Origin of the sequence: Plasticicumulans lactativorans, from assembly GCF_004341245.1 — a bacterium.
Taxonomy (GTDB): Bacteria; Pseudomonadota; Gammaproteobacteria; order Competibacterales; family Competibacteraceae; genus Plasticicumulans_A; species Plasticicumulans_A lactativorans.
In genome coordinates, this window is the sequence record NZ_SLWY01000007.1 from 89,926 (window position 1) to 101,901 (window position 11,976).

Genomic DNA, 11,976 nt, shown 5'->3' on the forward strand with positions numbered 1-11,976 from the left:
CCCCGGTGCCGCCGCGCGCGCACCGGGCCCTGATCCCCCGCGCCGTCACGAGGAGACGACAGCATGTATTTCAACAAGATCCGCCACCCGTCCAACTTCACCTTCGCGCACCGCCACGACGACGGCCGGCTCGACGTCGGCGACGGCAGCGTGCAGGCCACGGTGCGCGACCTCGGCGAGGACGTCTTCCACGTCGAACTCGCCCACGCCACGCGCTGGCCGCTCGACGCGCGCCTGCTGCCGCTGTACGAGGACGCATTCAGCGGCCCGTCGAGCCACCGGGTGGCGATCTCCGCCAGCGGCACGCTGAGCGTCACCGACGCCGCCGGCGCCGCCGTGCTCGACGGCACCGAGGGCGCCAGCATCGGCGTCTGCGGCAGCGCCTGGCTGATCCAGTTCGTGCGCGACGAGGGCATGCGCTTCTTCGGCCAGGGCGAGAAGGTCACCGGCCTGGAGAAGACCGGCCGGCGCACCAAGTTCTGGAACGCCGACGTGTGGGCCGACCACCCGCTCTCGGTCGTCATCGACGGCCAGGCCGACCCGCAGTACGCCGCGATCCCCTACCTGCTGATCCGCCGCGGCACGGCGTGGGTCGGCATCCTCGTCGACCACCCCGGCGCGGTGTTCATGGACCTCGGCTCCAACTGGTTCTTCACCGGCAAGGACGACCTCGACGCGCCGCCGAGCCTGTGGTTCGGCGCCGACCAGGGCGTGCCCGCCTTCTACGTGATCGCCGGCGACAGCGTCGCCGCGGTGACGCAGCGCCTGCAGCGCCTGGTCGGCACCACGCCGCTGCCGCCGCTGTGGTCGCTCGGCCACCACCAGTGCCGCTGGGGCTACGCCGGCCCGCGCGACCTGCACCAGCTCGACGCGGGCTTCAGCCGCCACGAGTTCCCCTGCGACGGCCTGTGGCTCGATATCGACTACATGGAGCGCTACAAGGTCTTCACCACCAGCGCCGAGCACTTCGACGACCGCGCCGCCGAACTCGCCGAGCTCGACGCCCGCGGCCGCCGCGTGGTGCCGATCCTCGACCCCGGAGTCAAGGTCGAGGCCGGCTACGAGGTCGCCGAGAACGGCCTCGCGGCCGGCATCTTCTGCCAGAACCCCGAGGGCCGGCCGTACGTCGGCTTCGTCTGGCCGGGGCGCACCTGGTTCCCCGACTTCTCGCTGCCCGAGGGGCGCGACTGGTGGGCCGGCTACGCGCGGCAGTTCCGCGACTGGGGCTTCCACGGCGCCTGGCTCGACATGAACGACCCCAGCGTCGGTGCCGCCGAGCTCGACGACATGCGCTTCCAGCACGGCCGCTGGGAGCACTGGACCTACCACAACCAGTACGCCACCGGCATGGCGCAGGCGACGCGCGAGGGCTTCCTCGCCGCGCGCCCCGACGAGCGCCCGTTCCTGCTCGCGCGCAGCGCCGCCACCGGTTCGAGCCGCTACACCGCGGTGTGGACCGGCGACAACTGGAGCAACTGGCACCACCTGCGCACCAGCATCCACTGCACGCTCAACCTGGCGCTGTCGGGCATCCCCTTCAACGGCCCCGACGTGCCCGGCTTCGGCGGCTCCCCCGACCGCGACCTGGCGATCGCCTGGTACAAGGCCGGCGCGTTCTTCCCGTTCCTGCGCAACCACGCCAATGCCGGCACCCCGCAGCAGGAACCGTGGGCCTTCGGCGCCGATGCGCTCGCGATCATCCGCCACTACGTGCGCCTGCGCTACAAGCTGCTGCCCTACTTCTACCAGCTGTGGGTGGCGCAGGAGCGCGACGGAGCCGCGGTGATGCGCCCGCTGTTCCACGACTTCCCCAACCTCGAAGGGCTCGAGCTCGACCGCGTCGACGACCAGTTCCTGGTCGGCCCGGCGCTGATGCAGGCGCCGCTGGTGCACCCGGGCGAGCAGCACCGCGCGGTGGTGCTGCCGGGGCGGGCGGATGGCGCGACGCGCTGGATGGATGCCGGCAACGGGCGCTTCCTCGCCGGCGGGCGCGGCATCCAGGTCGACAGCAACGCGCACTCGACGCCGCTGTTCCTGCTCGAAGGCCGGCTCGTGCCGATGCAGGTCGGCGAGCGCACCAGCCAGCACAACGACCTCGCCGACATCGAGCTGCACGTGATCCTCGGCGCCGGCAGCGACGCCGTGGCCACGCTCGACTACGTCGCCGACGACGGCCTCACCTACGGCTACCAGCGCGGCGAGCGCAGCCGCTGCCATCTGCGCGCGCAGCGCACGGGCGACGTGCTGCACCTCGCCATCAGTGAGGTCGAGGCCGGCTGGAAGCCGCTGCGCCTGCGCGTGGTCGGCTACGACGGCGCCGCGCAGGCGGTGATCACCACCCCGGCCGGCACCGTCACGCAGGACCTCGCGCCGCACCGCTGGACCTTCAGCGGCGAGCCGCTCGCCGCGGCGATCGGCGACGCCGTCGTGCTCTGAGGCCCGCCCCCGCCGCCGCGTCCGCCCCGCGGGCGCGGCGGCGCGCGCTCAGCCCCAGCGGTCGCCGGCGATGTAGTGCTCGAGCTGCTGGATGATGAAGCGCTGCTCCGAGATGATGTCCTTCACCAGGTCGCCGAGCGACACCAGCCCGACCAGCGTCTCGCCGTCCAGCACCGGCAGGTGGCGCACCCGGTTCTCGGTCATCAGCGCCATGCACTCCTCGTTGGTGAAGTGCGGGCGCACGTACAGCACCGGGGCGTCCATGATCTCCGCCACCGGCGTCTCCTTCGACGAACGCCCGAGCAGCACGACCTTGCGTGCGTAGTCGCGCTCGGTGACGATGCCGACGATCTGCTCGCCCTCCATCACCAGCAGCGCACCGATGCCCTTGTCGGCCATCAGCCGGATCGCCTCGAACACCGACGCCGTCGGCGCGATGCGGTAGACGGCCTGGTCCGGCTTGGCCTTGAGAATCTGCGTGACGGGTTTCATCGCCGCCCCTCTCCGCCTGGCACCCGCGGCGGGCCGTCCCGGCTGCGGCGCGGATGCGTTTCGCGTGCCCCGACCCGGCCGGGGTCGTCCCCGGCCAGCCCCGGCGCAGCCCCCGGCCACGGCGGCAGGCGCCGGGCCCGGGCTGCGTCGCTCGAAGTCTAGTGGCGCGCGGCGCGCCTATTTCACCGGCACGTCGGGCAGCGCCAGCGCCAGTTCGGCGATCGCGTCCTTGCGCAGGAAGGCCACCCCCGGGTGCCGCCGGGCGTAGGCGAGGAAGTCACCGAGGACCTTGACCCGCGCCGGCGTGCCGGCGATGCGGTCGTGCGTCGAGATCGACATCATCCGGCGCCGCTGCGCGGCCTCCGCGTACAACTGGTCGAACTCGTCGCGGAGCTCCTGGCCGAAGGCCGCGGCGCTCAGCGGCCCCTCGGCGCCGAAGCGGGCGATGTCGTTGTTGCGCAGCGTGTAGGGCACGATCGCGAACGGCCGGCCGTTGACCGTGGTCGTCATCGGCTCGTCGGCCGACAGGTCGTCGACGTGATAGCGGAAACCCAGCGCCTGCAGGATGCCGAGCGTGCGCGGGGTGCCGCGCAGCCAGAAGGCGTTGAAGCCGACCGGGCGGGTGCCGGTCGCCTGCTCGATCGCCGCGACGTTGGCGCGGTACGAGGCACGCTCCTCATCCGCGCTCAGGGTCCAGTGCGGCGTCCAGGTGTGGCCGTGGGCGGCGGCCTCGTGGCCGCGCGCGACGATCTCGCGCGCCAGCGCCGGGTAGCGCTCGACCGCCCGCCCCACCATGTGCGAGGTCACGCGGACGCCGTGCCGGTCCCAGAGCTCGAGCAGGCGCGGGATGCCCTCGCGCGCGCCGTATTCGAACCAGGTGCGCGCGGGCAGGTCGGGCACGTCCTCGGCGAGCGGCGGGAACGGCGCACCGTTGTCGCGCTCGCCCTGCGCGCCGGACTCGAACTACATCGAGACCGAGATCACGAGGCGGATGCCGTCGGGCCAGAACGCGCCGGCAGGAAGGGTGATCGTGGACATCGTCGACTCCTTTACAGGGATGAAGGATTGAACGTCGCGGCCGTCGGCGCAGCGGCGGCGTGCATGCGCTTCAGGCCACCAGCGCGCCGCTGTCGAGGTCGATGACGGCGCCGCTCAGCGCGCGCGCCTGCATCGCGAACAGGTAGCCCGCCGCGGTGTCGTCGGCGCTGGCGACGAAGCCCACCGGCAGGCTCGCGCCGAGGCGCTCGAACATCGCCCGGCGCGCGGCGGCATCGAGCAGGCGCCAGCTCGGCGTGTCCACCGGCCCCGGGCTGATCGCGTACACCCGCAGCGGGGCGAGTTCCCGCGCCAGTTGCCGCACCGCCGCCTCCAGCGCCGCGTTGATGACGGTCTTCACCACCTCGTGCGGCGACGGCTTGCGCGCCAGCGCTCCGGAGGTGAAGCCGATCGAGCCGCCGGCGCGCAGTTGCGCCGCCGCGTGCTTCGCCGCCAGCAGGCTGCCGGTGAGCTTGACGTCGATCGCCTCGTGCAGCACGGCCGCGTCGAGGCTGGCCAGCGGCATGGCGCCGAGCGTCGCGCCGGCGGTCACCACCAGGTGATCGAAGGCGCCGAGCGCGGCAAAGCAGGCGGCGATGGAGGCTTCGTCGGTGATGTCGACGACGGCCGTTTCCAGGCCGGGGACGGCGGCGGCGGCCGCGGCGAGGCGCTCGGGGTCGCGCCCGGCGACGACGACGCGGGCGCCGGCGCGCCGGGCGCCGCGCGCCACCGCGAGGCCGATGCCGGAACTGCCGCCGAGGACGACGACGGTGCGATCGGAAAGGGACATGGCGATCTCCTGCAGCTCGGGGGAGCCCGTGGGTGCGCCACGAAGGACTCCCGGATCAAGGGGTTAATGCATGCCCGCGCTCATGCGGGCAGCCATTGCCATTGTTGTGATTTCCCCTACAGATGAGAATTGGCCTAGTCTGACAAGCAGCTTTTCCATTCCGTTGAAGATTGCACGACACCCGACCGGACCCCGCCATGCCCGAGCTTGCCGACATTGAACTGTTCATCCGTGCCGTGAACGCCGGCAGCCTGTCCGCCGCCGGGCGTGAGCTCGGGCTGTCGCCGGCGGTGTGCAGCAAGCGGCTGGCGCGGCTCGAAGCCGAACTGGGCGCGCGGCTGCTGCAGCGCACGTCGCGGCGCCTGGCGCTGACCGAGGAGGGGGCGGTCTACTTCGAACGCGGCCAGCTCATCCTGGCGGAGCTCGCCGACGCCGCAGCCGCCGTCGGTGGCGGCCGCGACGCGCCGCGCGGCGTGCTGCGGGTGTCGGCGCCGGTCGCCCTCGGGCGGCGCTGGATCGGCCCCGCGCTGGCCCGCTTCGCCGCCGGGCACCCCGGCGTGGCGGTGCAGTTGTCGCTGTCCGACGCACTGGTCGACCTGCTGGACGGGGGCTTCGACTGCGCGGTGCGCATCGGCGGCAGCGACGATTCGCGGCTGGTGGCCCGTCACCTCGCCGACAACCGCCGTGTGGTCTGCGCCGCGCCGGCCTACCTGGCGCGGCGGGGACGGCCGGCCTCGCCGCTGGAACTCGGCGCGCACGACTGCATCGTGTGCATCGTGATGAGCCGCGCCGCCACGCTGCACGCCGACTGGCGCTTCCGCCCGGCGCACGACCGCACGGCCGCCCCGACCACGGTGCGGGTGCGCGGCCGCCTCGCCGCCGACAACAGCGAGCAGGCCAACGACTGGGCGCTGGCCGGCCTCGGCCTGGTGCGCCGCTCGTTCTGGGACGTCGCCGCCGAGCTCGCCGACGGCCGCCTGGTCGAGGTGCTCGGCGACTGGACCAGCGAGGCCGCGCCGATCCAGGTGCTGTTCCCGTCGCGGCGCTTCCTGCCGGCGCGCACGCGCCTGTTCATCGACCTGCTGGTGGCCACGTTCGCGAGCGCCGGGGCGCGACTCGCCTGACGGGCGTAGCGCGCGCCGCCACCGACCGCTGCGACGGCCGGTCCGCACAATTAATCCGGTACCCGACGCAGGCGCGTCTAGACTTCCCCTTCAATGGTGTGGCCACGATGGCAGCGCGGCGGAAGGCACGCGCGGCGCCGTTGGCATGTGCAGCGCGTGGCTGGAAACGCGCCTCGGCACGTGATGCACCACCCCAGTCTGGAAACCATTGATCCGATTTACGGAGGTTGCTCATGAAGCGCATGGCTATGGTGGTGGCGCTGGTGGCCGCGGGCACCGCGCCGGTGCAGGCGGTGATCCTCAGCGAGACCCTGGGGGATGTCGACTTCACCGACGGTCAAACCGTCGGTTCCGGCACGTTCACCAGTGCCAACGGCGGGGACCCCTCACCGTTCAACACCGTCATCGGCGGTGATGTCACCGCGGATTTCAGCACGAGCTGGAGCTTCAGTGCCTACGGCGGCCCGATCGCGGCAACGATCACCTCGGCGAGCCTGCAGATCGGCTTGTGGGACGGCGATGGCGCCGGGGCCGGCGATCAGGTGGCCAGTTTTTTCGTCGGCGGCGTCGATCTCACGAGCCTGCTCAACACCGCGCTGAACACCAAGGGCGGTGCCTCCGGCAGCGAGGACTGGTACAGCGTGACACTGCCGAGCAGCGTGTTCGCCGCGCTGGCGACGGGCACCACGACCGTGTCGCTGACCCTGCAGAACGGCCTCGGTGTCCTCGGCCCGACGAGCTTCAACGGCGCGGGCGTGGATTTCTCGACGCTGACGATCAGCACCGATCCGATCGTCACCACCCCGATCCCGACACCGTCCGTACTGCCGCTGCTGGCCTTCGGCCTGCTCACCGTACCGGCCTGGCGCCGTCAGCGACGAGCCCCCTGACCCGCGGCATCGTGGCGGCGACCGCGTACAGCGGCAGCGCACCTGACCCATTCATCGACACGTTCCGACCGGGCGGCGGCAGACACGCCGCGCAGCCCGGACCGGGCGCGCTCTGCGGAGACGATCGTGGCAGACCCCTTCATTGGTGAAATCAAGATGTTCGGGGGCAACTTCGCCCCGCGCGGCTGGGCCACCTGCGACGGCCAGTTGCTGTCCATCGCCCAGAACAGCGCCCTGTTCTCGCTGATCGGCACGACCTACGGCGGCGACGGCATCAATACCTTCGCCCTGCCCGACCTGCGCGGGCGGGTGGCCGCGCACGCGAGCGCCAGCCTGCCGCAGGGTGCCCTCGGCGGCGCCGAGACCGTCACCCTGACCGCGGCGCAACTGCCGGCGCACAGCCATGCCGCACGCTGTGCGGCGGTGGCCGACCGGCTGAGCCCGGCCGGCGCCTACTGGGCCGGCGACGGCGGGGCCAACGTGGCGGCCTTCAATACGGCGGCCAACGGCAGCAGTCTGTCCGGGGCAGCCATCGGTTCGAGCGGTGCCGGGCAGGCGCACGACAACCTGCAGCCCTTCCTGGCCACGACCTTCATCATCGCCCTGGAAGGCATCTACCCGTCGCGCCCGTGACCAGCGGCCCCGGCCTGCTTCCACGCAGCTCCGGCGAACGCTCCGGAACCGATCAGGAGTCATGACATGAGCGATCCGTTCATTGGTGAGATCCGTCCCTTCGGCTTCAACTACGCGCCGGTGGGCTGGGCCCTCTGCGCCGGGCAGTTGCTGCCGATCGCACAGAACACCGCGCTGTTCTCGATCCTCGGGACGCAGTACGGCGGCGACGGCAAGACGACGTTCGCGCTGCCCGACCTGCGTGGCCGCGTGCCCCTGCATGCCGGCGCCGGGCCGGGCCTGACGCCGCGCGTGCCGGGGGAGATGGGCGGCACGGAAACCGTCACGCTGACGACCCAGCAACTGGCCGCCCACAACCACGCTACTGCGGCCAACAGCGGCGTCGGCAACGCCTATGCGCCGACCAACGCGTTCTGGTCCGCCGACGCCGGCGGCGCCAACGAGTACGCGGCGACGCCGAACGTGTCGATGGCGGCCGATGCGCTGACGCTGACCGGCGGCACCAACCCGCACAGCAACCTGCAGCCCTATCTGGTGGTCAATTACTGCATCGCCCTGCAGGGCATTTTTCCGCAGCGCAACTGAGGTCCGATACCGTGAGCGATCCCTTCCTTGGTGAAATGCGGATGGTCAGTTTCACCTTCGCGCCGAACGGCTGGGCGCAGTGCAACGGCCAGTTGCTGCCGATCGCGCAGAACCAGGCCCTGTTCGCGCTGCTGGGCACGCAGTACGGCGGCAACGGCACGACCACCTTCGCGCTGCCGGACCTGCGCGGGCGCGTCGCGATCGGGCCGGCGGCCAACTACCCGCAGGGCGCGGCGGGCGGCAGCGCGGCCGTCACCCTGAGCGTCGACCAGATGCCCCCGCACGGCCACGCCGCCAACGCCTTCGCCGGCGCCGGCACGGCCGCGGCCCCGACCGGCCAGGTCTTCGCGCAGGACTCGGGCGGCAATGCGATGTTCGCGGGGGCCGCCAACGCCACGCTGGCACCCGGCGCCATCGCCAGCGCCGGACAGTCGCAGCCGCACGAGAACATGCAGCCGTACGGCGTGGTGAACTGGATCATCGCGCTGCAGGGCATCTTCCCGAGCCGGCCGTGACCCCGCCGCCGCCCGCCGCGCTGCCGGGGCTGGTGCTGCGCCCGACGGAAGCCGCCGACGAGGGCTTCCTGCAGGCGCTGTACGCCAGCACCCGGGCCGACCTGGCGGCGCTGCCCCTGCCGGACGCCGCGAAGGCGGCGCTGCTCGCCCAGCAGTACCGCTCGCAGACGGCGCACTACCGGGCCCGGTTCGCCGCCGCCGACTTCAGCCTCGTCCTGCTCGACGGCGCCCCCGTCGGCCGCCTGATCGTGGCGCGCGGCCGGCACGAACTGCACCTGATCGACATCTCGCTGCTCCCGGCGCTCCAGGGGCGCGGCATCGGCACGCAGCTGCTGGCCGGGCTGATCGCCGAGAGCGACGCCTCGGCGCGGCCGATCGCGGCCCACGTCGCCTGCAGCAACCCGGCACGCGCGTGGTACGCGCGGCTCGGCTTTCGCAGCCTCGCCGACGATGGCGTCTACCTGCGCCTGCATCGCCCGTGCGCGGATGCGGCGCCCGCCATGGAGGCGCAGGCGTGAGCCCGCGGCACTGGGCGGCGCCATGCGGGAAGCGCAGCTGATCGGCAGCCGCAGGCCCTACGCCCTGGAACGGATCACCGCACCGGTCGACGTGTACCAGAGCGAACACGATCGCCACGTCCCGCCCGCGATGGGGCGATACATCGCCGAAACCGTCCGCAACGGCACGCGCCACCCTTGCCCGGCGGACGGGCACCTGTCGGTGGTGGTGAATCAGGCCGGCCCGTGCCTCGACCGCATCGCGGCGAGCTGCGGGCATTCACGCCCCGGCCGCGACGACGATTCCCGCGGGAACACATGCTGACGTGCCCCACGAACGTCGACCACCGGGCCCCCGCGGGTGCGCCCCGCGCATCCTTGCGATGGCCGTCAACGGGCTGTTCATACCGCCCACAGCGCCCCCCTCGACCGCTCGCCTGAGGTAGACCATGTCGAACGTCACCGATGAATTCACCGATAAGGAGAAGCGGGCGGACTTTCTCAGCCAGCACGTGATCTTCGTCGCCAACGTGGCCGAGATGGACAACCTCGGCAACAAGGCCGGCACCCGCAACGTCTACTTCTGGAAGATTTCCGATGCGGTGGTCGAACTGCGGGAGGATCGCTTCGGCAGGGTCCAGAAAAAGATCAAGGCCTACTGGCTCCCCTGGAAAACCCTGAAGGCCGTTTCGATGGACATGGGGAATGACGCCCAGTACTTCTTCACCTCGCAGATGACCGGCTGCCGGTTCTCGGTGCTGACCAAGGAGGGGGCGCCGGTCAAGGTGGCGCACATCGCGGGCACCCTGTCGCAGCCGAAACGCAGCGCCGAAGAGGACAAGCTGGTCACCCAGATGGGCGGACCCGAGCAGGTCAGGGCCCGGAGCCTGTCCGTCTCCGGCGCCGCGGAGCACGGCTACTCGGGCCAGACGGCCGACCCCGGTTCGGCCTTCGTCTACGGCGTCTTCGAGGACGGCGCATGGCACTTCGGGGCGCAGATCGTCGGCGCCAACCTGCTCCCCACCGCCGACCTCAAGGGCATCCTGAGCTCGGCGATCAAGCCGGCGTTCAGCTTCGGCACCTGACATCCGCGCGACCGCGGGGCGCTCCTTGCCGGCCGCGGCGCGGGGCGCCTGGCGAGCGTCGCGCAGCGGCGCGGAGGCGCGGCGTCGGCCTCAGGCGGCGAAGCCGCCGTCGACCAGCAGGCTGGCGCCGGTGATGTAGCCCGCCTGCGGGCTGGCGAGGTAGGCGACGAAGCTCGCGACCTCGTCGACGTGGCCGTAGCGGCCGACGGCGATCAGCTGCGTGAGCGACTCGGCGAACGCGCCCTCGGCGGGGTTCATGTCGGTGTCCACCGGCCCCGGCTGGACGTTGTTGACGGTGATGCCGCGCGCGCCGAGGTCGCGCGCGAGGCCCTTGGTCAGGCCGACGATCGCCGCCTTGCTCATCGCGTACACCGCGCCGCCGGCGAAGGGCATGCGCTCGGCGTTGGTGCTGCCGATGGTGATGATGCGCCCGCCCGCGCCCATGTGGCGCGCGGCTTCCTGGCTCGCGATCACCACGCTGCGCACGTTGACGGCGAGGGTGCGGTCGAGGTCCTCGATGCTGAACTGTTCGATCGGCGCCACTGCCAGCACGCCGGCGCTGTTGACCAGGATGTCGAGCCGCCCGAACGCCTCCACGGTGGCACCGATGGCCTGGCGGACGGCCCGTTCGTCGGCGCTGTCGGCGCGGATCGCCAGCGCGCGGCCGCCGGCGGCCTCGATCGCCTGCACCACGCGCTCGGCCGCCGCCGCGGACTGGGCGTAGCTCAGCGCGACCGCGGCGCCGTCGGCGGCGAGACGGATGGCGATGGCCGCGCCGATGCCGCGCGAGCCGCCCTGGATGAACGCAACCTTGCCGGTCAGGGGGAGGGAGGAAGTCATGATCGTCTCCGGGTGTGGGTGAGTGGACGGAGACGAGTATCCGGCGACGATCATGCGCTGATTAGTCGGAAAAACCGGCTTGCAGTCGATCGCAACGGTTTAGAATCGGGCCATGGACACCCTCAACGGCATCGAATGCTTCGTGCGCAGCGCCGAAGCGGGCAGCTTCGCCGCGGCCGCGCGGCGGCTCGGGCTGACCCCTGCGGCGGTCGGCAAGAACGTCGCGCGGCTCGAAGCCGCACTCGGCGTGCGCCTGCTCCAGCGCAGCACGCGCAAGCTCGCGCTGACCGAGGCCGGCGAACACTTCCTGCAGGAAGCCGCCGGCGGCCTCGACACGCTGCGCGGCGCGATGGCCAAGCTGGCCGGCGCCGGGGGCCAGCCGGCCGGCACGCTCAAGGTCAGCATGGCCCTGGCGTTCGGGCGCGACTACATCGTGCCGCTGCTCGGCGACTTCCTCGCCCGCTACCCGGCGATCCGCCCCGACTGGCACTTCGAGAACCGCCCGGTGGACCTGATCGGCGAGGGCTTCGACGCCGCCATCGGCGGCGGTTTCGAGCTGCCGCCGGGGGCGGTGGCGCGCGAGCTGGCGCCGGCGCACCGCGTGCTGCTCGCCGCGCCGGCCTACCTGGCGGCGCAGCCGTCGCCGGCCACGCCGGCCGACCTCGCCCGCCACGACGGCATCCTGATCCGCGCGCCGCAGAGCGGGCGCATCCCGGCGTGGACGCTGCGCGACCGCGGCGGCCACCAGGCGGCGATCGAACTCAAGGTGCGGATGACCATGGACGACCCCGAGGCCGCCTGCCACGCCGCGCGCCAGGGGCTGGGGGTGACGCTGGTGAGCACGGTGCACGCGCTGCCCCACCTGGAGGCCGGCACGCTGCAGCGGGTGCTGCCCGACTGGTACGTCGACGCCGGGGCGATCGCGATCTACTTCCCGGCGCAGCGGCTGCTGGCGCGGAAGACGCGGCTGTTCGTCGACTTCGTCGTCGAGCACTTCCGCCGCCAGGACTACGCCCGACGGCTGTCGGCGCTGTAACGTCGCGCGCGGCGGCAG

General features: G+C 72.3%; 14 protein-coding genes. 10 read left to right on the forward strand and 4 right to left on the reverse strand.

The window, feature by feature from the left end; genetic code table 11:
- The first annotated feature begins 63 nt into the window (after positions 1-63).
- On the forward strand, positions 64-2,436 hold the full coding sequence (locus EV699_RS07270) for a glycoside hydrolase family 31 protein (protein WP_132540788.1): 2,373 nt from the start codon (positions 64-66) through the stop codon (positions 2,434-2,436).
- A 48-nt stretch (positions 2,437-2,484) separates the two neighbouring features.
- Here the strand turns inward: EV699_RS07270 and EV699_RS07275 are convergent, their stop codons facing one another.
- From EV699_RS07275 to EV699_RS07285, 3 genes are all read right to left on the reverse strand, one after another.
- Positions 2,485-2,928 (reverse strand): CBS domain-containing protein, encoded by a 444-nt coding sequence (locus tag EV699_RS07275; RefSeq protein ID WP_132540791.1) that lies wholly within the window; start codon positions 2,926-2,928, stop codon positions 2,485-2,487.
- Positions 2,929-3,105: 177 nt separating this feature from the next.
- On the reverse strand, positions 3,106-3,828 hold the full coding sequence (locus EV699_RS07280; RefSeq protein WP_243662587.1) for a polysaccharide deacetylase family protein: 723 nt from the start codon (positions 3,826-3,828) through the stop codon (positions 3,106-3,108).
- A gap of 208 nt (positions 3,829-4,036) precedes the next feature.
- Positions 4,037-4,753 carry an SDR family oxidoreductase gene (locus EV699_RS07285; RefSeq protein ID WP_132540794.1) on the reverse strand — a complete coding sequence of 239 codons (717 nt, stop codon included), beginning with the start codon at positions 4,751-4,753 and terminating at the stop codon, positions 4,037-4,039.
- A gap of 197 nt (positions 4,754-4,950) precedes the next feature.
- Between EV699_RS07285 and EV699_RS07290 the strand changes: the two genes are divergently transcribed.
- The 8 genes from EV699_RS07290 (at position 4,951) to EV699_RS07320 (ending at position 10,082) form a co-directional block, all read left to right on the forward strand.
- A complete protein-coding gene (locus EV699_RS07290) occupies positions 4,951-5,877 on the forward strand; it encodes a LysR family transcriptional regulator (RefSeq protein WP_132540798.1) in 927 nt (308 codons plus the stop codon).
- Positions 5,878-6,110: 233 nt separating this feature from the next.
- Positions 6,111-6,767, forward strand: coding sequence for a hypothetical protein (locus EV699_RS07295; RefSeq protein WP_132540801.1), 657 nt, complete (start codon positions 6,111-6,113; stop codon positions 6,765-6,767).
- 126 nt (positions 6,768-6,893) lie between these two features.
- Positions 6,894-7,400, forward strand: coding sequence for a phage tail protein (locus EV699_RS07300; protein ID WP_132540804.1), 507 nt, complete (start codon positions 6,894-6,896; stop codon positions 7,398-7,400).
- A 66-nt stretch (positions 7,401-7,466) separates the two neighbouring features.
- On the forward strand, positions 7,467-7,985 hold the full coding sequence (locus tag EV699_RS07305) for a phage tail protein (protein WP_132540807.1): 519 nt from the start codon (positions 7,467-7,469) through the stop codon (positions 7,983-7,985).
- Between the two features lie 11 nt (positions 7,986-7,996).
- Positions 7,997-8,500 (forward strand): phage tail protein, encoded by a 504-nt coding sequence (locus EV699_RS19895; protein WP_165904067.1) that lies wholly within the window; start codon positions 7,997-7,999, stop codon positions 8,498-8,500.
- Positions 8,497-9,018 (forward strand): GNAT family N-acetyltransferase, encoded by a 522-nt coding sequence (locus tag EV699_RS19900; RefSeq protein ID WP_165904068.1) that lies wholly within the window; start codon positions 8,497-8,499, stop codon positions 9,016-9,018. Before EV699_RS19895 ends, EV699_RS19900 begins: the two co-directional genes overlap by 4 nt.
- Before the next feature lie 22 nt (positions 9,019-9,040).
- A complete protein-coding gene (locus tag EV699_RS07315; RefSeq protein ID WP_132540813.1) occupies positions 9,041-9,322 on the forward strand; it encodes a hypothetical protein in 282 nt (93 codons plus the stop codon).
- A 124-nt stretch (positions 9,323-9,446) separates the two neighbouring features.
- Positions 9,447-10,082 (forward strand): hypothetical protein, encoded by a 636-nt coding sequence (locus EV699_RS07320; RefSeq protein ID WP_132540816.1) that lies wholly within the window; start codon positions 9,447-9,449, stop codon positions 10,080-10,082.
- Between the two features lie 90 nt (positions 10,083-10,172).
- On the opposite strand, the gene EV699_RS07325 is transcribed toward EV699_RS07320, so the two are convergent.
- Entirely contained in the window at positions 10,173-10,922 is a 750-nt protein-coding gene (locus tag EV699_RS07325) for a 3-oxoacyl-ACP reductase family protein (protein WP_132540819.1), read from the reverse strand.
- A 112-nt stretch (positions 10,923-11,034) separates the two neighbouring features.
- On the opposite strand from EV699_RS07325, the gene EV699_RS07330 reads away from it, so the two are divergent.
- The gene (locus EV699_RS07330; RefSeq protein WP_132540822.1) at positions 11,035-11,958 is read left to right on the forward strand and encodes a LysR family transcriptional regulator; all 924 of its coding nucleotides are present in this window, start codon (positions 11,035-11,037) and stop codon (positions 11,956-11,958) included.
- Positions 11,959-11,976 lie beyond the last annotated feature (18 nt).

Bases quoted from the DNA above. Each gene is read 5' to 3' on its own strand.
- EV699_RS07270 (WP_132540788.1), top strand. From the start codon at position 64: ATGTATTTCAACAAGATCCGCCACCCGTCCAACTTCACCTTCGCGCAC.
- EV699_RS07275 (WP_132540791.1), bottom strand. From the start codon at position 2,928: ATGAAACCCGTCACGCAGATTCTCAAGGCCAAGCCGGACCAGGCCGTC.
- EV699_RS07285 (WP_132540794.1), bottom strand. From the start codon at position 4,753: ATGTCCCTTTCCGATCGCACCGTCGTCGTCCTCGGCGGCAGTTCCGGC.
- EV699_RS07290 (WP_132540798.1), top strand. From the start codon at position 4,951: ATGCCCGAGCTTGCCGACATTGAACTGTTCATCCGTGCCGTGAACGCC.
- EV699_RS07295 (WP_132540801.1), top strand. From the start codon at position 6,111: ATGAAGCGCATGGCTATGGTGGTGGCGCTGGTGGCCGCGGGCACCGCG.
- EV699_RS07305 (WP_132540807.1), top strand. From the start codon at position 7,467: ATGAGCGATCCGTTCATTGGTGAGATCCGTCCCTTCGGCTTCAACTAC.
- EV699_RS07315 (WP_132540813.1), top strand. From the start codon at position 9,041: ATGCGGGAAGCGCAGCTGATCGGCAGCCGCAGGCCCTACGCCCTGGAA.
- EV699_RS07320 (WP_132540816.1), top strand. From the start codon at position 9,447: ATGTCGAACGTCACCGATGAATTCACCGATAAGGAGAAGCGGGCGGAC.
- EV699_RS07325 (WP_132540819.1), bottom strand. From the start codon at position 10,922: ATGACTTCCTCCCTCCCCCTGACCGGCAAGGTTGCGTTCATCCAGGGC.
- EV699_RS07330 (WP_132540822.1), top strand. From the start codon at position 11,035: ATGGACACCCTCAACGGCATCGAATGCTTCGTGCGCAGCGCCGAAGCG.